The organism is Halostella salina, from assembly GCF_003675855.1.
Lineage (GTDB): Archaea > Halobacteriota > Halobacteria > Halobacteriales > Natronoarchaeaceae > Halostella > Halostella salina.
Map to the genome: position 1 here is coordinate 417,883 of NZ_RCIH01000003.1, position 17,965 is coordinate 435,847.

At 69.7% G+C, this 17,965-nt stretch carries 22 protein-coding genes; 12 read left to right on the plus strand and 10 right to left on the minus strand.

Annotation, left to right across the window (positions count from 1 at the left end; all coding sequences use genetic code 11):
- Positions 1-8 precede the first annotated feature (8 nt).
- Positions 9-509, minus strand: a complete 501-nt coding sequence (locus tag D8896_RS08275; RefSeq protein ID WP_121821618.1) for a cupin domain-containing protein — start codon at positions 507-509, stop codon at positions 9-11.
- Positions 510-555: 46 nt separating this feature from the next.
- The gene (locus D8896_RS08280) at positions 556-1,824 is read right to left on the minus strand and encodes an AI-2E family transporter (RefSeq protein ID WP_121821619.1); all 1,269 of its coding nucleotides are present in this window, start codon (positions 1,822-1,824) and stop codon (positions 556-558) included.
- Positions 1,825-1,905: 81 nt separating this feature from the next.
- On the opposite strand from D8896_RS08280, the gene D8896_RS08285 reads away from it, so the two are divergent.
- The gene (locus D8896_RS08285; protein WP_121821620.1) at positions 1,906-3,639 is read left to right on the plus strand and encodes a glutamate--tRNA ligase; all 1,734 of its coding nucleotides are present in this window, start codon (positions 1,906-1,908) and stop codon (positions 3,637-3,639) included.
- Positions 3,640-3,668: 29 nt separating this feature from the next.
- Here the strand turns inward: D8896_RS08285 and D8896_RS08290 are convergent, their stop codons facing one another.
- The 4 genes from D8896_RS08290 to D8896_RS08305 all read right to left on the minus strand — a co-directional run bounded on the left by D8896_RS08290 (position 3,669) and on the right by D8896_RS08305 (position 5,562).
- Positions 3,669-4,010: a hypothetical protein gene (locus D8896_RS08290; RefSeq protein ID WP_121821621.1), complete on the minus strand. Its 342-nt coding sequence runs from the start codon at positions 4,008-4,010 to the stop codon at positions 3,669-3,671.
- 47 nt (positions 4,011-4,057) lie between these two features.
- A complete protein-coding gene (locus D8896_RS08295; RefSeq protein WP_121821622.1) occupies positions 4,058-4,534 on the minus strand; it encodes a DUF456 domain-containing protein in 477 nt (158 codons plus the stop codon).
- An 81-nt stretch (positions 4,535-4,615) separates the two neighbouring features.
- Entirely contained in the window at positions 4,616-5,155 is a 540-nt protein-coding gene (locus D8896_RS08300; RefSeq protein WP_121821623.1) for a CBS domain-containing protein, read from the minus strand.
- Between the two features lie 38 nt (positions 5,156-5,193).
- The gene (locus D8896_RS08305) at positions 5,194-5,562 is read right to left on the minus strand and encodes a DUF555 domain-containing protein (RefSeq protein ID WP_121821624.1); all 369 of its coding nucleotides are present in this window, start codon (positions 5,560-5,562) and stop codon (positions 5,194-5,196) included.
- Between the two features lie 283 nt (positions 5,563-5,845).
- Between D8896_RS08305 and D8896_RS19310 the strand changes: the two genes are divergently transcribed.
- The 5 genes from D8896_RS19310 to D8896_RS08325 all read left to right on the plus strand — a co-directional run bounded on the left by D8896_RS19310 (position 5,846) and on the right by D8896_RS08325 (position 9,696).
- Positions 5,846-6,019, plus strand: a complete 174-nt coding sequence (locus D8896_RS19310; RefSeq protein WP_162991502.1) for a hypothetical protein — start codon at positions 5,846-5,848, stop codon at positions 6,017-6,019.
- Between the two features lie 66 nt (positions 6,020-6,085).
- A complete protein-coding gene (gene psmB / locus D8896_RS08310; RefSeq protein ID WP_121821625.1) occupies positions 6,086-6,820 on the plus strand; it encodes an archaeal proteasome endopeptidase complex subunit beta in 735 nt (244 codons plus the stop codon).
- A gap of 49 nt (positions 6,821-6,869) precedes the next feature.
- Complete coding sequence (locus D8896_RS08315) at positions 6,870-8,099, plus strand: HD domain-containing protein (protein ID WP_121821626.1); 1,230 nt, start codon at positions 6,870-6,872, stop codon at positions 8,097-8,099.
- A gap of 46 nt (positions 8,100-8,145) precedes the next feature.
- A complete protein-coding gene (locus tag D8896_RS08320; protein WP_121821627.1) occupies positions 8,146-9,159 on the plus strand; it encodes an amidohydrolase family protein in 1,014 nt (337 codons plus the stop codon).
- A 36-nt stretch (positions 9,160-9,195) separates the two neighbouring features.
- Positions 9,196-9,696 carry a universal stress protein gene (locus tag D8896_RS08325; RefSeq protein ID WP_375137055.1) on the plus strand — a complete coding sequence of 167 codons (501 nt, stop codon included), beginning with the start codon at positions 9,196-9,198 and terminating at the stop codon, positions 9,694-9,696.
- On the opposite strand, the gene D8896_RS08330 is transcribed toward D8896_RS08325, so the two are convergent.
- Both D8896_RS08330 and D8896_RS08335 read right to left on the minus strand, forming a co-directional pair.
- A complete protein-coding gene (locus tag D8896_RS08330; protein ID WP_121821629.1) occupies positions 9,697-10,626 on the minus strand; it encodes a biotin--[acetyl-CoA-carboxylase] ligase in 930 nt (309 codons plus the stop codon).
- Positions 10,627-10,706: 80 nt separating this feature from the next.
- Positions 10,707-11,063, minus strand: a complete 357-nt coding sequence (locus D8896_RS08335) for a winged helix-turn-helix transcriptional regulator (RefSeq protein WP_121821630.1) — start codon at positions 11,061-11,063, stop codon at positions 10,707-10,709.
- Between the two features lie 138 nt (positions 11,064-11,201).
- Between D8896_RS08335 and D8896_RS08340 the strand changes: the two genes are divergently transcribed.
- From D8896_RS08340 to D8896_RS08360, 5 genes are all read left to right on the plus strand, one after another.
- Positions 11,202-11,624: a DoxX family protein gene (locus D8896_RS08340; protein WP_121821631.1), complete on the plus strand. Its 423-nt coding sequence runs from the start codon at positions 11,202-11,204 to the stop codon at positions 11,622-11,624.
- Between the two features lie 64 nt (positions 11,625-11,688).
- Positions 11,689-12,645 (plus strand): ABC transporter ATP-binding protein, encoded by a 957-nt coding sequence (locus D8896_RS08345; protein ID WP_121821632.1) that lies wholly within the window; start codon positions 11,689-11,691, stop codon positions 12,643-12,645.
- Positions 12,642-14,465 (plus strand): ABC transporter permease family protein, encoded by a 1,824-nt coding sequence (locus D8896_RS08350; protein ID WP_121821633.1) that lies wholly within the window; start codon positions 12,642-12,644, stop codon positions 14,463-14,465. Before D8896_RS08345 ends, D8896_RS08350 begins: the two co-directional genes overlap by 4 nt.
- Positions 14,458-15,510 carry an ABC transporter permease gene (locus D8896_RS08355; RefSeq protein WP_121821634.1) on the plus strand — a complete coding sequence of 351 codons (1,053 nt, stop codon included), beginning with the start codon at positions 14,458-14,460 and terminating at the stop codon, positions 15,508-15,510. Before D8896_RS08350 ends, D8896_RS08355 begins: the two co-directional genes overlap by 8 nt.
- 50 nt (positions 15,511-15,560) lie before the next feature.
- Positions 15,561-16,535 carry an aldo/keto reductase gene (locus tag D8896_RS08360; protein WP_121821635.1) on the plus strand — a complete coding sequence of 325 codons (975 nt, stop codon included), beginning with the start codon at positions 15,561-15,563 and terminating at the stop codon, positions 16,533-16,535.
- A 35-nt stretch (positions 16,536-16,570) separates the two neighbouring features.
- On the opposite strand, the gene D8896_RS08365 is transcribed toward D8896_RS08360, so the two are convergent.
- A complete protein-coding gene (locus tag D8896_RS08365; protein ID WP_121821636.1) occupies positions 16,571-17,080 on the minus strand; it encodes a macro domain-containing protein in 510 nt (169 codons plus the stop codon).
- A 102-nt stretch (positions 17,081-17,182) separates the two neighbouring features.
- Here D8896_RS08365 and D8896_RS19315 point away from each other — a divergent pair, with 102 nt between their 5' ends.
- Positions 17,183-17,347 (plus strand): hypothetical protein, encoded by a 165-nt coding sequence (locus D8896_RS19315; RefSeq protein ID WP_162991503.1) that lies wholly within the window; start codon positions 17,183-17,185, stop codon positions 17,345-17,347.
- A gap of 20 nt (positions 17,348-17,367) precedes the next feature.
- Here the strand turns inward: D8896_RS19315 and dpsA are convergent, their stop codons facing one another.
- Positions 17,368-17,901, minus strand: coding sequence for a DNA starvation/stationary phase protection protein DpsA (dpsA, locus tag D8896_RS08370; protein WP_121821637.1), 534 nt, complete (start codon positions 17,899-17,901; stop codon positions 17,368-17,370).
- Positions 17,902-17,965: the final 64 nt, after the last annotated feature.

The window sequence follows — 17,965 nt, forward strand, 5'->3', positions numbered from 1 at the left end:
TAGCGGCGCTACTCGTCGCCCGACGGTCCGTCCTCGTCGACCCAGTAGTCAACCGCGTCGTCGGCCCGGTAGTATCCGTGGACCGTTCGCTCCGCCTCGCTCCCGGGCGCTGACCCGGCGAACACGCCCACTTTGCCGGAGTCGGGATACACCGTCACGTCCGGGTCGTCCATCGTCGACACCATCAGGTAGCGGAGCGGTTCGTCCGAGTCGTTGATGACGCGGTGGCCGCTGTCCTCGCCGGGCGGCAGTGCGACGTAGTCGTCGGTCTCCAGCGGGACGCGCTCCCCGTCGAGCCGGAGTGATCCCTCCCCCGAGAGCACGAAGATGGCCTCCTCGTTGCCGGTGTGGTAGTGGTACGGCCACGACCGCCGGCCCGGCGGGATGCGGTAGAGGCTGCAGCCGATCCGGTCTCCGTCGGCCGCGGCGGCGAGCTTTCGGCGTTCGAACGCCGTGTCGCCGCGCTCGGTGCGGGCCGGCTCCACGTCCTCGGCGTTGACTTTTCCCATGACGGATCGTAGTATGCCGCCGACAAGTAGGTTGGTGGGGGCGCGGTCAGTCGGTCGGCGTCTCGTCCGAAGCGTCGTCTCTCCCGTCGTCGGGGTCGTCCTCCCCGCCGCCGGGGATGTCCGTGGACCCGTCCGCCACCGGGGCCTCGTCGTCGTCGTCCTCGGCACCCTCGTCGGGGACGGCGTCGTCGCCCGGCTCGACGCCCGTCGGCGGCGGTACCGACGCCCCCGCGGTCAACGGCTCCCCGCGCACGAGCTCCGGCAGGACGATCCGGGCGAACTCCACGACGAGCACGAGCAGGAGTGGCCCGAGGAAGATGCCGTACCAGCCAAAGAGGAGCGGGCCGAAGATGTAGGCGAACAGAACGAGACCGACGTGCAGGTCACGGCCGGAGATGTAGGGCCGCAGGAGTACCTCGGGGACGGTGTCGACCACGACGAACGTGACGACGGCGAAGACGGCACCGAACCAGAGCAGGGCTGGGTTCGTCGCCGCCGCGACGGCGAGCAGGTACAGCGCGGCGGGCACCCAGATTATCTTCATCCCCACGACGGGGACGAGGCTGCCGACGCCGGTCAGCAGACCGAGCAGGGTGGGGGCCGGCACGGCGAGTTCGGCCGGCGAGACCAGATCGAGCGCGTTGTAGGCGACCGTCGCCACCGCGGCGTTGGCCGCCGCAAAGAGGATGTTGCCGAAGTAGATCGACTCCATGTTGCGGTCGACTGCGGTGAGGAAGGCGTCGGCGGTCGACCCCTCGCCGGCGAACTCCTCGCGGACCCACCCGGCGAGGCGGCGGTCGTCGCGAAGGAGGTAGAAGGCGACGGTCAGCGCGATGAAGAGGTGGACGGCGACGTTGACGACCACCCCGAGCGAGCTTGCGACCGCCGACGCCGCGTCGAGTGCGTTTCCGGGCGACGCGACGGCACCGAGACGGCCCGGGTCGGCAACGAGGTCGGAGACCAGTTGCTGGGGGTCCTGCAGCCACGCGGCGTCGACGTACGGTTCGAGCGCGCTCGTGTACCCCTCCGGGACCGCGTCGTCGGCCTCCCGTGCGGCGATGACGACGGCGTAGCCGAGCACCAGCAACACCGGCAGCGCGATGGTCGACAGCGAGACGATGGCCGCGAGCGACGGTGGACTGATCCGCCGGCGTGTGCGGCGGTGGATCCGCCGCGTCGCGTAGTAGACGAACAGGCCGAGGACCAGCGTGCCGACGTACGTGTACGCGACGAAGGCAAGCGCCGCGAAGAGGGCGACGGCGACGAGCCACCATGCGACACGTCCGCGTCCGGGCGTCGTCCCGGTCGATGCCATACCCTGCGTACCCAGGGGAGTCACAAGTAGGTCGGGGAAAATCCACGGGGGTTTAGTCGGCCGGGCCAGTAGCCGGGGGTAATGAACGAGGACCTCCGAGCGGCGATCGAGCGGGAGGCGGAGAAACACGCCCTGCTCAACGCGGTGAAACACGAGAGCGACCCGGACGTCGGGGCGATCATGGGCCCGCTGATGGGCGACAACCCCGAGTTCCGGGAGCACGGCGACGAGATCCCGGGCGTCGCCGGCGGGGTCGTCAGCGAAGTCGGCGGCCTCTCCCACGAAGAGCGCATCGCACGGCTGGAGGAGATCGCACCCGACGAACTGGACGAGATCCTCGCCGAGGACGAGGGCGACGACCGCGCCCTCCCCGACCTCCCGAATGCGGACGAGTACGACGAGGTCCGGATGCGCAGCGCCCCGAACCCAAACGGCCCGTGGCACATCGGTCACGCACGGATGCCAGCCGTCATCGGGACGTACAGGGACCTGTACGACGGCTGGTTCTGCGTCCGCTTCGACGACACGGACCCCGAGACCAAGCGCCCGGACCTCGACGCCTACGACGACATCCTGGAGGACATCGAGTATCTCGGCTTCGAACCCGACGCCGTCTACCGGGCCAGCGACCGGATGGAGACGTACTACGAGCACGCCCGCGACCTCATCGAGGCCGGCGGCGCGTACACCTGCTCGTGTCCGCAGGGGGAGTTCTCCGACATGAAAAACAGCGGCGAGGCCTGCCCTCACAGGGAGAAAGACGCCGAGACGACGCTGTCGGAGTTCGAGTCGATGGTCGACGGCGAGTACGACAGCGGCGAGATGGTGCTCCGCGTTCGCACTGAAATCGAGCACAAGAACCCCGCGCTCCGGGACTGGGTGGCGTTCCGGATGATCGATACGCCACACCCCCGCGAGGAGGCCAGCGACTACCGCTGCTGGCCGATGCTGGACTTCCAGAGCGGCGTGGACGACCACCTGCTCGGGGTCACGCACATCATCCGGGGCATCGACCTGCAGGACTCCGCGAAACGCCAGCGCTTCGTCTACGACTACTTCGGCTGGGAGTACCCCGAGGTCCTCCACTGGGGCCACGTCCAGATCGACGCGTTCGACGTGAAGATGTCGACCTCCCGGATCAAGGAACTCATCGAGGCCGGCGAACTCGACGGCTGGGACGACCCGCGTGCGCCGACCGTCGCCGCCTTCCGCCGCCGGGGGATCCGCGGTGAGGCGATCACCGAGGCGATGGTGGAACTGGGGACCTCCACGAGCGACGTGGACTTGGCGATGAGCGCCGTCTACGCGAACAACCGCGAACTGGTCGACGACGACGCGAACCGCTACTTCCTCGTCCGCGATGGCGGCGACTACGACGCCGTCACGCTCCCGCTGGCCGGCGACGCGCCGAGCGAGGCGACGCCGCCGGTTCACCCGGAACACGAGGACCGCGGCACCCGGTCGATCCCGGTCGGTGACGCCGTCCGCCTGGAGTCCCGCGACCTCCCGGCCGAGGGCGAGACGCTCTGGCTGAAGGGGTACGGCCCGGTCGAGTACACCGGGGACGGACTGCGCTACACCGACGACGACATCTCGGTGGTCCGCGAGGGCGACGCCGACGTGGTCCACTGGGTGCCCGCCGACGGCGCGGTGCCGACCCGGCTCCGGACGCCCGAGGGCGACGTGACGGGGTACGCCGAGCCGTCGTTCGCCGACACCGAAGTCGACGGAATGGTTCAGTTCGTCCGCGTCGGCTTCGCGCGGGTCGACGCCCACGGCGACGAGGAGTCGGTCGCGTACTTCGCCCACGAGTAGAACTGTAGCGGGCGCGGGAGACTCGCCGGCTACGCCCGCTCGTGGACCACACCGGCGGCGAACCCGGTCCACGCGAGCACCAGCCCGAGCACGCCGGACGCGATGTTGTCCGAGGATCCAGCGCCGATCAGCAGCGCGAGCGTGCCGAACGTGGCCGCGCCGGCGAACGCGCCCGCCGCCCAGTTCGGGCTGTCTCTTCGCTCCCGGAACGGGGCGGGGTCGGCGAGGACGAGGGCCGCGCCGACGAAGGAGACGACGGCGATGCCGGCGAGGAGGGGGAGCGTCCAGCCCTCGTCGGGGGTGAGCGCGACGCCGCCAGCGAGGGCGGCGGCGACGACGGTAGCGGTCGCGTACCGCGGTGCGGGGTCCATGTGGTCACGATCGCGGGCGGTGGCCTAATGGTTTGTGCGGCGACGGGTTAGAGGAAGACGACCAGCACGAACGCGACCAGCATCGTCGCGGTGAGCAGCACCTGCGCGACCGCGGAGCCGAGCATCCCGACGGTGGCGAACAGCGCCGCCCGCGCGCCGGCCGTCCGGGACCGGCCCCGGTACGCCTCCACGAGGAACACGGTCAGCGCGACGGCGACGAGCGCGCCGAGCGGTCCCGTCGCCAGCAGCGCGACGACGCCGACGACCCCGGCAGCGACCGACGCCAGCCACGACGCGCCGCCGGCCTTCGCGGAGATGGCCCCGGCGAAGTAGTCCACGGCGACCGCCAGCGCGCCGACGGCGACGAGCGCCGCCAGGGTCAGCCCCGACGGCACGTCGAGATACCACCAGTGGAGGACGACCGCGCCCGTCGACAGCAACGCGCCCGGCACCAGCGGCACGACGCTTCCGACGACGCCCGCGACGAGCAACGCGACCGCGAGGAGGGTGACCGTCTCGACCATGCACCCGGGTTCGACCGCGTCCCGGAAAGGCCTGACTAGACGGGTCTGGCGGAGCGAGTCGTATTCGTCGCGGTCCGTCGGTCAGGACAGTCGCGCCGCGAGGTCGGCCTCGGTGACGATGCCGACCGTCTCGCCGTCCTCGGTGACCATGATTGCCTTGTAGTGGTCCAGCAGGCTGCTGATCTCGTCGAGCGTCGCGCTCCTGGAGACGGTGGGGAACGACTCGCTCATGTACTCGCGCACCGGCTCGCCGCGGGCGTCCTCGTCGGCGTGGACCAGGTCGCTCTCGCTGATGCTCCCGACCGGGATCCCCTCCTGGATGACCGGTAGCTGGGAGTACGCCTCCTCCTCCATCTTCCGGACGGCGTCTCGGAGTTCGTCGTCCGGCGAGACGTTGATCACCGTCTCGTGCATCAGGTCCTCGGCGCGGACGATACCGCCCTCGGCGGCCTCCAGCGCGTTGACGATCCGCCGGAGCGTCGACAGCCGCGGGTCCACGTCGCCCCCCTCGATGCGGGCGATCAGCGGCTGTGACACCTCCGCGCGCTCGGCGAGTTCGCTCTGGGTCAGTCCGAGTTCGTTCCGTCGCTCCCGCAGGTCGGCGGGCGTCGGCAGGTCCATGCCGGTGGATTACTTTCGGTTATAAAATAAGCTTTGGGTCACTCCCCGTCGAGTTCGTCCTCGTCCTCGTACTCGATGGTCTCGACGACCGACAGCGGTACGTCGCGCAGCGCGCCGCCGACCTCGCTTTTGGCGATGCGCTGGGCATGCTCCTGGCTGTCGGCGTTGAACACCTTCATCTCCAGCACCAGCCCCACAAGCGCCGTGTCGGCGGCGATGAAGGCGGAGTCGAACGGCTCGCCGCAGGCCGGACAGCCCGTCGCGCCCACGTCGACCTCCACGTAGTCCATGTCCTGCTCGTTCAGTCGCTTGCCGGCCTCGCTGACCGCGACGCCGATGGCGTCGTCGACCGCTTCCACGTCACGAACCAACCAGGCCGCCTCCATCACGACGAGATAGTTGCTCATGGGTACGTCTGTGGCCCGGAGGGTTTCCCCCTTTTCGGTTCGTCCCCGCCGCGCTCGACCGCGCACGTCAACGGGATAATGCTCATAACTTATAGCAATCCCCGGCGTTGGCGGGCGGGTACGTACCGATGACTCGACACGAATCCGCCCGAAGACGGGTTCGATACAAGTCCAGTTGAATCGCACGACGTGACGGGGGTCGAACCCGAACGAACTATCGGGACCGTCCCGGTTCGTCGGCAAGACTTATATACGACCCCCGGCTGGGGACGGCTGAAGTTCAATGATACAACGGGTGTATCGGGCAACGCTACTCGCCCTGTACCAGATCAGCCTCGCAGTCGGCATCCTCCTGATGCCGCTCGCGCTCGTCGCGAACCGCGCCGGCCTCACGCTGCCGGTCCACAAGCTCATCGACCGCCTCGACGCCGCATACGAGGGCGTCCGCGACGCCTGATCCGGTCGCCCCGGCGGCGAGTCCGAACGTTGCACTTTTTATGCGTCCGGGGAGAACCAACGAGCAATGCGTACGCCTATGCAGGAGTCCGAGTTCTCGCGGAACCGGGATCGGCTCTCGGGGACCCACGCCGGCCCCTTCGAGCCGGAAGTCGGGACGCTGCCGGAGAACTCCGTGACCGAGGAGGACATCGAGAACGTGAGCAAGACGGGGACGACGACGGTCGGCCTCGTCACCGCTGACGGCGTCGTCATCGCGACGGACATGCGGGCGAGCCTCGGCGGCCGGTTCGTCTCGAACAAGAACGTCCAGAAGGTCGAGCCGATCCACGACACGGCGGCGCTGACCCTCGTGGGTTCGGTCGGCGGCGCGCAGTCGTTCATCCAGAACCTCCGCGCCGAGGCGAACCTGTACGAGGCGCGCCGCGGCGAGTCGATGAGCATCAACGCGCTGTCCACGCTTGCGGGTAACTTCGCCCGTGGCGGCCCGTTCTTCGCCATCAACCCCATTCTGGGCGGCGTCGACGACGACGGCCACCACGTCTACTCGATCGACCCCGCTGGCGGCGTCATGGCCGACGACTACACCGTCACCGGCTCGGGGATGCAACTGGCCTACGGCGTCCTCGAACAGGAGTACGAGGAGGGACTCTCGAACGAGGAAGCCAAGACCGTCGCCGCTCGGTCGGTCAAGAGCGCCGCCGAGCGCGACACCGGCTCCGGCAACGGCGTGTTCCTCGCCGAGATCACCGACGATGGCGTCGACATTCACGGCCACACCGACTTCGACGAGGTCCTGTAGCCGCCGCGACTCGCGACGTTTTTTCACCGAGAACGCCGAACCGGGGCGCATGAAGACGATCAAGGACAGCGTCCACGACCACATCACGGTCGACGGCGTGGCCCGGGACCTGCTTGATACCCCCGCAGTCCAGCGACTCCGCCGGATCAAACAGCTCGGCACGGTGTCGCTGGTGTACCCCTCCGCGAACCACACGCGCTTCGAGCACAGCCTCGGCGTCTACCACCTCGCCTGCGAGGCGCTGGACCAGCTCGGCGTCTCCGGCGACCGGGCCGCCCGCGTCGAGGCCGCCGCCCTCCTGCACGACGTGGGCCACAGCCCGTACAGCCACAACGTCGAGGCGCTGCTCCACCGGCGGACCGGCAAGTACCACGACGACGTCCACGACCTGATCGCGGGCGGTGCGGTCGGGGAGGTCCTCCGCGACCACGACATCTCGCCGGACGCCGTCGCCGACCTGGTCGCCGGCGACGGCCGGTTCGGCCAGATCGTCTCGGGCGAACTCGACGTGGACCGGATGGACTACCTCGTCCGGGACGCCCACCATACCGGGGTCCCGTACGGCACGATCGACCACGAGCGCCTGATCCGCGAGCTGACGTTCGAGGGCGGCGAACTGGTGCTGGCCGAGGGCAACGTGCAGGCCGCCGAGAGCCTGCTGGTCGCGCGGGCGCTGATGAACCCGACCGTCTACAGCCACCACGTCGCCCGGATCAGCAAATCGATGCTCCGGCGCGGGACCGAGCGCCTGCTCGACGAGGCGGGGTACGACGCCACCGAGGTTCGCCGGCTGGACGACCCCGGTCTGCTGTCGGCGCTCCGGGCCGAGCCGGAGACCGAGCGCGTCGCCGAGCGGCTCTGCAACCGCGACCTGTTCAAGCGCGCGCTGTGGGTCGAACTGGAGGACGTGCCGGAGGGCGTCATCACGGCGGACCACGACGCGATCCGGGAGTTCGAACACGAGATCGCGGCGGCCGCCGACCGCGACCGCGAGGACGTGATCCTCGACGTGCCCGCCCGCCCGGAGATGACCGAGAGTTCGACCCGCGTCGTCGTCAGCGGCGAGATCCGCCGCCTCGACCAGCAGTCGCCGCTGGTCGAGGCGCTGCGGGCGGCACAGCGCTCCCAGTGGCGGCTCGGCGTGTACGCCCCCGAAGGCAAGACGGACCGCGTCGGCCGCGCCGCCGTGGAGACGCTCGGACTCGACATCGACGGCGCGCTCGTCAACGAGCGCCGGAGCGGGTGGAACACCCGGCTCGACGAGTTCGCCGAGCGGTAGCCGCTCGGCCGAGCCACTCATTACGGAGTCCTCACAACGCCCGTACATGGAGCTAGAGGGGACGATACTTCGGGGTCGCGAGTTCGACCCCGTCGAGGGACGGGTCGTCGTCGAGGACGGCGAGATCGCGGCCGTCGAGGAAACGTCGGTCGAGAGCGACGCCATCGTCTGTCCGGCGTTCGTCAACGCCCACACCCATCTGGGCGACTCGATCGCCAAGGAGGCCGGCCGCGGTCTCACGCTGGAGGAACTGGTCGCGCCGCCGGACGGCCTGAAACACCGGCTGCTGCGGCAGGCCGACCGGTCGGAACTGGTCGACGGGATGCGGCGCTCGCTCCGGTTCATGGAGTCGACCGGCACCGCGGCGACGGTCGAGTTCCGCGAGGGCGGCGTCGAGGGCGTGTACGCCATCGAGGAGGCCGCCGAAGGCCTCGGGATCGACCCCGTCGTGCTGGGCCGCGAGACGGTCGACGCGATGGCGGCGGCCGACGGCTTCGGCGCGAGCGGCGCGAACGACGCCCACTTCGACCACGAGCGCCGGGAGACCCGCGAGGCCGGCAAGCTGTTCGGCATCCACGCCGGCGAGGTCGACGAGAGCGACATCAACCCGGCGATGGACCTGGAGCCGGACTTCCTCGTCCACATGGTTCACCCCGAGCCGATCCATCTGGAGCGGCTGGCCGACACCGAGATCCCGGTCGTTCTCTGCCCGCGCTCGAACCTAGTCACGGACGTCGGGCTGCCGCCGGCTGCGGCGCTGGCCGAGCGCACGACGCTCGCGCTGGGGACGGACAACGTGATGACCAACAGCCCGTCGATGTTCCGCGAGATGGCGGTTGCCGCCAAGGTCCTCGACCTGTCGGCCCCCGAGGTGCTGCGGATGGCGACCGTCAACGGCGCGGAGATCGCGGGTCTGAACTGTGGGCTGGTCGAACCGGGACGGGACGCGAAGCTGCTGGTGCTCGACGGCGACTCCGACAACCTCGCCGGCGTGCGTGACCCCGTCCGGGCCGTCGTCCGCCGGGCCGGTGCGAGCGACGTGGACCGCGTCGTGCTGTAGCCGGGGGCGCGGAGGGTTTTTATCACCCCCTGTCCTATGCCACTCCATACCACGATGTACGACCGGATCCTCGTCCCGACGGACGGCTCCGAGGGCGTCGAGCGGGCCATCGAACACGCCATCGACCTGGCGGTCGCCCACGGAGCGAGCGTCCACGCGGTGTACGTCGTCAACTCGGCGAGCTACGGCACCATCCCGATGGAGACGTCCTGGGAGGGGATCGCCGACGTGCTCCGGGACGAGGGGGAGTCGGCGCTCGACCGCGTTCGCACCCTCGCCGACGAGGCGGGCGTCGAAGTCGAGACGGCACTGCTCGACGGCTCGCCGAGCAAGGAGGTCGTCCGCTACGCCGACGCCGAGGGCTGTGACCTGATCGTGATGGGGACCCACGGCCGGGGGGGTATCGACCGACTGCTTCTGGGGAGCGTCGCCGAACGCGTCGTGCGCTCGGCGGACGTGCCCGTCCTGACGGTCCGGGTCAGCGGCGACGGCGAGGACCGGCAGGAGCCGTCGGTCGTCGAGGACGCCGAGGGGTAGCTACTCCGCCGGCCGGAGGTGTTCGCAGTCGCCGGCGTGGACGCGGCGCTCGCCGTCGTCCGTCGCCACGACCAGCGTCCCGGGTGATTCGATGTCGACCGCCTCGCCGACGACATCGCCGGTCGGCGTCTCGACGCGGACGCGCCTGCCGAGGGTCAGCGCCTGTTCGCGCCACGCGTCCAGTACGGCGTCGGAGTCCCCGAGCAGGTCGTGGAACGTCTCCAGAAGTCGCTGGACGAACGCGCGGCGGGACACGTCGCCGACGCGCTCCCTGACGCTCGTCGCCGTCTCCGGCAGGTCGGCGGCGTCGACGTTGACGTTCGCGCCGACACCGACGACGACCCAGTTCACGCGGTCGGCCTCACCCTCCATCTCCGTGAGGATCCCCGCCAGTTTCCGGCCGTCGTCGCGGGCCAGCACGTCGTTGGGCCACTTGATCCCGGCGTCGACGCCCGCCTCGCGGAACGCGCGGGTCGTCGCCACCGCCGCCGCCAGCGTGACCAGTGGGACGCCGGCGGGCGAGAGGTCGGGCCGGACGACGACGCTCGCCCACACTCCGCCGCTCGGCGCGGTCCACTCGCGGTCGAGTCGCCCCTTGCTGCTGGTCTGCTCGTCGGCCAACACGACCACGTCGTCCGCGCCGGCCGCCGCGCGTTCGCGGGCGCGGTCGTTCGTGCTGCCGACCGCGTCGTGGTACTCCACCTCGTACGGCGCGTCCAGTTCGTACTCGACTGCGGTGCCGCCGTACTCCGGAACGCCGGTCAGCCGGTAGCCGTCCCCGTCGCTCTCCACGTCGAACCCCGCCTCGCGGAGCGCCTCGACGTGCTTCCAGACGGCGGCCCGCGAGACGCCCGTCTGCTCGGCCAGATCCGGGCCGGCCGCCGGCCCGTCGGAGAGCGCCCGCAACACCGCGCGTCGCGTGTCGTTCATGCCGGGGGCTACGCGCTTCCGCGACTTGAATCGCCCGAGAACCGATGCACGCCGTCAGGACTGAGCGCCGTCCCGACGGCTCAGGATTCCGCCGACGCGCCCTCGCCGAGCCACTCGGCCGCCCAGTCCTCTATCTCGTCGAACACGGGGCAGAGCGACTCGCCCTTCGCCGTGAGGCTGTAGTACGTCGCCACCGGCGCGTCCTCCTCCAGGCGTCGCGTGACGAAACCGAGGTCGCTCAGGTCGTCGAGCACCCGGGACAGCGTCCGGGAGTTCGCGCCGGTCGACCGCTTCAGTTCGTTGAACCGCTTTTCCCCGTCCCGCAGGTCGCTGAGCACGATGAGCCGCCACTGCGAGCCGATCTGCTCGATCGATTCGACCACGTCGCAGGCGTCGGCGTTTTTCTCCTCGGGCGTGGGCGACGTCTCCAATGACATGGATGTTACCTGCTAACCCCTTCGTCCGGGAACGGCTAAAAGGTTCGCTATCGTACCAGGTAACGTGATGAAACCACATTGCGCGACGCAACTTCAGCACGATTCGACGACTGTCCGCGGCGACGGGGTGAGCGCCTGATGGCGCTCGAACTCTCGGCCGCCGGCGAGGTCATCTTCCTCGTCGGGCGGGCGCTGTTCGGCGTCGTCCTCGCGTTCATGGGACTGAACCACTTCATGGACACGGAGTCGATGGCCGGCTACGCCGAGGCGAAGGGCGTCCCGGCGGCCGGTCTCATGGTCCCGTTCACTGGCGGCATGCTGCTGGTGGGCGGCCTGCTCGTCGCGGTCGGGGCGTATCCGATCGTCGGCGCGGGCGCGCTGGCCGTCTTCCTGCTCGTGACGACGCCGGTGATGCACGACTTCTGGACCGTCGACGACCCGCAGGAGCGGCAGAGCGAGATGATCAACTTCCTGAAAAACGTCGGCCTGTTCGGCACCGCGCTCGCGCTGCTGGCGCTCGGCGCGGAGGCGTGGCCCTACGCCGTCGGCGTCGGCCTGTAGCCCGGTCCTTCGTTCTCCGCCGACAGCGAATTTAACTGCCGTCGGTCCGACGGTCACGTATCGAATGATCGAGGTGGCGGACCTCCGGAAGGAGTACGGCGGTTTCGTCGCGGTCGAGGACAGCACGTTCACCGTCGAACCCGGCGAGGTGTTCGGCATCGTCGGCCCGAACGGGGCCGGCAAGACGACGACGCTGAAGGCCGTCGCCGGCCTGATCGAGCCGACCGCCGGCACGGTGACGGTCGACGGCGGCGACGCCGACGACCCGGAGACGCGGCGCAACCTCGGCTTCCTCCCCGAGGAGTCGCCGCTGTACGAGGAGATGACCGCGACCTCCTACCTCCACTTCTTCGCGGACCTGTACGACGTGCCCGACGACGCGGCCGCCGAGCGCATCGACGACGCGCTGACGCGGCTGGAACTGGAACACCGGGAGCGCCGGATCGGCGACATGTCCAAGGGGATGAAACGGAAGGTCGCCATCGCCCGCGCGCTGGTCAACGACCCGGACGTGCTCGTCTTCGACGAGCCGGCGAGCGGTCTCGACCCGCTGACGACCAACTACGTCATCGAGTTCACCCGCGAGCTGAGCGAGGCCGGCAAGACCGTCGTGTTCAGCGCGCACAACCTCTACCACGTCGAGGAGGTCTGCGACCGCGTCGTCATCATGAACCGCGGCGAGATCGTCGCCCGGGGCACCGTCGAGGGGATCCGCGACCGGCACGGCCGGACCGAATACCGCGTGTACACGTCGGTACCGGTCGAGGGGTCGGAGCCCGTCGACGAGAGCGACGCCGGGGCGCGCGACCTCGGGGGGCAGGCGGACGCGGACGACCCCACCGGCGACCAGCGCCGCCACCGCACGACGGTCGCCGACATGGACGCCGTCGAGGCGGTCCGGGAGGCGGCGCGGGACGCCGGCGGCGAGGTCGTCGACATCCGGACGGACGAGCCGAGTCTGGAGGAGATCTTCCTCGACGTAGCGGGCGAGTCGCCGCTGGAGGCGGAGGCCGAGCCGTGACCCCGTCGAAGGTCCTCCGGATCGCGCGCTGGGAGGTCAGCAAGAGCGCGGGCACGGTCGACCGCCGCACCGCCGTCCTGGCCGTCGTCGGCGTCGTCTTCGGCGCGCTGGTCGGCCCGGCGGTCGTCTCGGGCGGGCTGGCGCTGAACGAGGGGATCTACCGCGTCGGCGTCGCCGACGACAGCCCGTACCACGACGTGGTCGAGTCGTCGCCGGCGTTCGCGCCGGGCGAACCGACCGCCGACGCGCTGGCGGAGAACCGCGTCGACCTCGTCGTCGTCGACGGAACGGTCCGAACGAACCCGGACACGCCCGCCAAGAGCGACGCCGCGCTCGCCGAGTTCCGGTCGGCAGTCGAGCGCTACAACGACGACGTGTTGATGCGGGCCGAACCGGACCAGAACGCCGCTTTCCCCGTCGAAGTCGCCGTCAGGTACGAGTCCCGAACCGTCGCCCAACCGACCGCTGGCGGTGCAGGTGGCGGCGACACGGCCGGGGGCGGGACGACCGACGGCGGAACCGACGGCGGTACGACGGGCGACGGCACCGACGGCGGAGCGACGGACGGCAGTGGTGACACCAGCGACGGGAGTGCCGGGGCAGGAGCCGACGGCTCCGACGGCGACGTACAGGCCCCGAACGTGGGTGGTGGCGTGTTCGGCGGCGGCGATGGCGACGGGACGCCCGGTGGCCTCAGCCCGCCGTTCCCGTTCACCTCGCTCGTGCTCGCCTTCCTCTTCGTCGTCCCGATGAACTTCGTCGTGCAGGCGTACGGCTCGACGATCATGGACGAGCGGCTCAACCGCCGGGGCGAACTCATGCTCGTTTCACCCGTGACGCGGGGCGACATCGTCGCCGGCAAGACGCTGCCGTATCTGGTCGCGCTGCTCGCGGTCACGGTCGGCGTCGCCGCGGCGGTGGGCGGCGGCCCACTCTCCGTGGCTGCCGTCGTCCCGCTGGCGCTGCTGTTCCTGGGGGCGACGTTCGTCGGTGCGATGTTCGCACGCTCGTTCAAGGAGCTCACCTTCGTCACGATCACGGTGAGCGTGTTCCTCACGTCGTACGCCTTCGTCCCGGCCATCTTCGCGGACGTGACGCCGATCGCGCTCATCTCGCCGCTGACGCTGGTCGTCTGGGACCTCGGGTCCCGCCCCGTGTCCGTCGCGGAGTTCGCGTTCTCGGCCGGCCCGGCGCTGCTCACTGCGGTCCTGCTGTTCGTGCTGGGGGCGGGCGTCTACCGTGAGGAGGACATGTTCACCCAGCGGCCGGTCCCGCTGAAGGCCCTGGACGCGCTGGCGACGCGGATCAGCCGCCCGCGCTCGGTGGCGCTCGTCACCGCCGCGTCGATCCCCTTCGTCTTCGTCGTCGAACTGCTCGCGGTGGCGCTCCTGTTCGCGCTCCCGCTGGAGGCGTCGCTGCCGGTCCTGCTCGTCGCCATCGCCGTGATCGAGGAGGTGGCAAAGAGCGTCGGGAGCTACGCCGGGTTCGTCCACGCGCGGTACGACCGCGCGCTCGGGACGGCGCTGGTCGTCGGCGCGCTCTCCGGCGTCGGGTTCTTCGCCGCCGAGAAGGTCACTGCCATCGTGCAGGCGGTCGGGCTGACACAGCTGGAGCTGGGCCGCGCCGCCTTCGCCACGGCCGGCGGCACCGGCGGCTCGCTCTTGCTCGTCGGGCTGGCCGCGTCGCTCGCGCTGCACGTCGTCACGGCGGCCATCTCCGCAGTTGGCGCGCGCCGCGGGCCGTACCAGTGGGTCGCCGGCGTCGGCGTCGCCGTCATCGTCCACGTCGCCTACAACGCGGCGGTGATCGGCAGTGTCTGACCCGCGCTTCGCGGTCGCGCGGCGGGAGCTGGCCGCGCTGAAAAGCGAGAAGACGATCGTCCTCGCGCTCTCGATCCAGCTGTTTATCGCCGCGTTCTCCTCCTTCCTCGTGGTCGGTCTCGTCTCGCTGTACGACCCCGGCAACGTCGAGGGGTACACCCCCTCCGTCGGCGTCGCGGGCAACGCCAGCGACGACCTCGGCGCGGCGATCGACGAGGTCGGCGGTATGGCCGAGACTCAGTACGGGAGCACCGGCGAGGCTCGCGCCGCCTTCGCGGACGGCCGGGTCGACGCGACGCTGGTCGCCAACCGCACGGCCAACGGGACGGTCCAGGTCACCGCGACGGTCCCGGAGGAGAACCTCCGGACGACGGTGCTGATAGTGAAACTGCGCAACGTGCTGGAGCAACTGGAGCGGTCCGAGCGCGACCGGCTGGCCGACCGCCTCGAACGCCAGCCGCTCGACCTCCCGGGACGGGTCGCCGCCAGCCCGTACTTCAGTTTCACCTACACCGTGCTGGTCCCGCTGCTCGTCTTCCTGCCGGTGTTCATCAGCGGGAGCGTCGCCGTCGACTCGCTCACCGAGGAGGTCCAGCAGGGGACGCTCGAACTCCTGCGGGTCGCGCCGCTGTCGCTCGGCGACGTGGTGGACGGGAAACTGCTCGCGGCCGCGGGACTCGCGCCCGCGCAGGTCGCCCTCTGGCTCGGCCTCCTCTCGTTCAACGGCACGCGGATCGCCCACCCGGTCGCGCTGGTCGCCGTCGGCGCGGGCTTCTCGCTGGCGGTCGTGGCGGTGGGACTTGCCATCTCCCTGCTCGCGCCGGACCGCCGGCAAGCCCAGTTGCTGTACTCCTCTGGGATCCTGCTCGTGTTCACCGCCGCGACCCTGCTGCCGGCGTCGCCGCCGAACGTCGTCGCGAAACTCGCAATCGGGAGCGCGACAACGCTGACGTGGACTGCCGCCGCGGGCTACGTCGCGCTCGGCGTCGTCACCGTCGCACTGGTCCGGGCGGGCGTCCGGCGGACGAACCCTGAGAACCTGTAACCGTCGCCCCCTCCCCCACCCTCTTGCACCGGGAACCCCTACTCCGGGCCATGGAGTACACGACGCTCGGTTCCACGGGGATGGAGGTCAGCCGGATCTGTCTTGGCTGCATGAGCTTCGGCACCAGCGACTGGCGCGAGTGGGTGCTGGACGAGGACGAGAGCCACGCGGTCATCGACCGCGCCATCGACCTCGGGATCAACTTCTTCGACACCGCCAACATGTACTCCGAGGGCGAGAGCGAGCGCGTCCTCGGGAACGCCCTCGACGGCCGCCGCGACGAGGCCGTCGTCGCGACGAAGGGGTACTTCCAGATGGACGAGGACGACCCCAACTCCGGCGGCCTCTCGCGGAAGGCGATCGAGCAGGAGCTGTCCAACAGCTTAGACCGGCTCGGGATGGACACGGTGGACCTCTACCAGATCCACCGCTGGGACGACGACACGCCCATCGAAACCACGATGCGGGCGCTCGACGACGCCGTCCGGCGCGGGCAGGTGCGCTACCTCGGCGCGAGTTCGATGTGGGCTCACCAGTTCGCGGAGGCGCTGCACGCCAGCCAGCGTCTCGGACTCGAACGCTTCGTCACGATGCAGAACCACTACAACCTGCTGTACCGGGAGGAGGAACGCGAGATGCTGCCACTCTGCGAGAAGGAGGACGTCGGCGTGATCCCGTGGAGTCCGCTGGCGCGGGGGTACCTCACTCGCCCGCACGAGGCGTTCGACGAGACGACGCGCGGCGAGACTGACGACTACGCCCGCGAACACCCCTACTTCGAGGGCGGCGGTCGCGAGGTCAACGAGCGGGTCGCGGACCTCGCGGACGACCACAACGCGACGATGGCGCAGATAGCGCTCGCGTGGGTGCTCCACCGGGACGCCGTCGACGCGCCCATCGTCGGAACGACCAGCGTCGAGCATCTGGAGGACGCCGTCGAGGCCGTCGAGATCACGCTGTCCGACGACGAACTCGACTATCTGGAGGAACCGTACGAGCCGGTCCGCGTCTCCGGCCACGAGTGAGGCGGCGACGGCGCACCGCGACCGCGGCTCCCTACCTACGACTCCCGCACCTCCTCGCTGACCCGCTGGACGATGTCGAACTCCTCGTCGCTGTACGCGATGAAACGCACGTCCGAAAGCGCGTCCGATTCGTAGTCGTGGATCGTCTCGCAGATGATCCGCGCGCCAGCTTCGAGGTCGAACCCGGCGACGCCACAGCCCAATGCGGGGATCACCAGCGACTCGCAGCCGAGGTCGTCGGTGCGGGCGAGCGCGTTTCGCGTGGCGTCCCGGATGCTGCCGGCCGTCGCCTGCCCGTCCCCGTAGTGGGGCATCGCGGCGGCGTGGATCACGTACTCGGCGTCGAGGTCGAACGCGTCCGTGACGGCGACGGCTCCCAGGTCGACCGGCCCCTTCGCCATGGCGGCCTCGTTAATGTCGCCGCCCGCCCGCCGGCGGAGCGCGCCCGCGACGCCGCTGCCCATCCGGAGGCTCGTGCCGGCGGCGTTGACCAGTGCGTCGGCGGACTGTGCCGCGATGTCGCCCTGAATCACGTTCCAGTCCATATGCGACCGTCCGTGCCGATCGGTGGTAAGGATCGGGGTGGAACCCTACGGTCTTAGGTCGACCAAAACCCTTTTTGCTTTAGGCTCACCTAATCCCTGGTAATGGCAGTTCACGGCAGCACGGAAGCCGAAGAGACGATGTCCGACACGGAAGAGGAAACGCTGGTGACGGCCTGCGAAACGCGCCCCGGGCGGACCGTTTTCACCGAGGCTGACAACAGCGACGCCTGGATCGCGACCGACCTGACGGTCGACCTCGAACGATAAAAAAACCGCGTCCCCGTCGTCTACCAGTCCTTCAGCGAGTCGTCCTCGAGGTAGTGCTCGATGTGGTGGGCGTACTCCTCGGTCTCGACGAGCTGGTCCCGGAGCATCTCGGCTGTCGCGTGGTCGCCGAGGTTCTCTGCCAGTTCGATGTGGTCGCGCATCGTCTCGATGATGTCGCCGTACATCTCCAGGTCGTTTTTCAGTGACGTGCGCACGTCGTACACGTCCTCGCCCTCGGGTTCGACCGGGGCGGCCTCCTGCAGGTCGGACATCCCGCTGATCGGGACGCCGCCGAGCGCCTGTACGCGCTCGGCCTGCTCGTCGGCCGCGCGCTCGGCGACCTCGTAGGCCTCCTCGAGGAACTCGTGGAGCGGGAGGAACTCCGCGCCCTCGACGTTCCAGTGGTGCTTTTTCAGCTGGTGGTACAGCACGTACGACGCCGCAAGGTCGGTGTTCAGCGCGTCGACGATCTGTTCGGCCTTCTCCTCGTCGATGCGGAGCGCGGACTGTTCGACGGTGCCTGCCTCTCGACGGACGGACTTCTGAGTGCTCATGTTCGTCTCGACGTACGCGTTACAGGTACTTAAAGATTCACCTCCGGGAAACATATTTTTGGCT

Excerpts from the sequence above, each read along its gene's own strand:
- D8896_RS08275 (WP_121821618.1), bottom strand. The coding sequence starts at position 509 with ATGGGAAAAGTCAACGCCGAGGACGTGGAGCCGGCCCGCACCGAGCGC.
- D8896_RS08280 (WP_121821619.1), bottom strand. The coding sequence starts at position 1,824 with ATGGCATCGACCGGGACGACGCCCGGACGCGGACGTGTCGCATGGTGG.
- D8896_RS08285 (WP_121821620.1), top strand. The coding sequence starts at position 1,906 with ATGAACGAGGACCTCCGAGCGGCGATCGAGCGGGAGGCGGAGAAACAC.
- D8896_RS08290 (WP_121821621.1), bottom strand. The coding sequence starts at position 4,010 with ATGGACCCCGCACCGCGGTACGCGACCGCTACCGTCGTCGCCGCCGCC.
- D8896_RS08295 (WP_121821622.1), bottom strand. The coding sequence starts at position 4,534 with ATGGTCGAGACGGTCACCCTCCTCGCGGTCGCGTTGCTCGTCGCGGGC.
- D8896_RS08300 (WP_121821623.1), bottom strand. The coding sequence starts at position 5,155 with ATGGACCTGCCGACGCCCGCCGACCTGCGGGAGCGACGGAACGAACTC.
- D8896_RS08305 (WP_121821624.1), bottom strand. The coding sequence starts at position 5,562 with ATGAGCAACTATCTCGTCGTGATGGAGGCGGCCTGGTTGGTTCGTGAC.
- D8896_RS19310 (WP_162991502.1), top strand. The coding sequence starts at position 5,846 with ATGATACAACGGGTGTATCGGGCAACGCTACTCGCCCTGTACCAGATC.
- psmB (WP_121821625.1), top strand. The coding sequence starts at position 6,086 with ATGCGTACGCCTATGCAGGAGTCCGAGTTCTCGCGGAACCGGGATCGG.
- D8896_RS08315 (WP_121821626.1), top strand. The coding sequence starts at position 6,870 with ATGAAGACGATCAAGGACAGCGTCCACGACCACATCACGGTCGACGGC.
- D8896_RS08320 (WP_121821627.1), top strand. The coding sequence starts at position 8,146 with ATGGAGCTAGAGGGGACGATACTTCGGGGTCGCGAGTTCGACCCCGTC.
- D8896_RS08325 (WP_375137055.1), top strand. The coding sequence starts at position 9,196 with ATGCCACTCCATACCACGATGTACGACCGGATCCTCGTCCCGACGGAC.
- D8896_RS08330 (WP_121821629.1), bottom strand. The coding sequence starts at position 10,626 with ATGAACGACACGCGACGCGCGGTGTTGCGGGCGCTCTCCGACGGGCCG.
- D8896_RS08335 (WP_121821630.1), bottom strand. The coding sequence starts at position 11,063 with ATGTCATTGGAGACGTCGCCCACGCCCGAGGAGAAAAACGCCGACGCC.
- D8896_RS08340 (WP_121821631.1), top strand. The coding sequence starts at position 11,202 with ATGGCGCTCGAACTCTCGGCCGCCGGCGAGGTCATCTTCCTCGTCGGG.
- D8896_RS08345 (WP_121821632.1), top strand. The coding sequence starts at position 11,689 with ATGATCGAGGTGGCGGACCTCCGGAAGGAGTACGGCGGTTTCGTCGCG.
- D8896_RS08360 (WP_121821635.1), top strand. The coding sequence starts at position 15,561 with ATGGAGTACACGACGCTCGGTTCCACGGGGATGGAGGTCAGCCGGATC.
- D8896_RS08365 (WP_121821636.1), bottom strand. The coding sequence starts at position 17,080 with ATGGACTGGAACGTGATTCAGGGCGACATCGCGGCACAGTCCGCCGAC.
- D8896_RS19315 (WP_162991503.1), top strand. The coding sequence starts at position 17,183 with ATGGCAGTTCACGGCAGCACGGAAGCCGAAGAGACGATGTCCGACACG.
- dpsA (WP_121821637.1), bottom strand. The coding sequence starts at position 17,901 with ATGAGCACTCAGAAGTCCGTCCGTCGAGAGGCAGGCACCGTCGAACAG.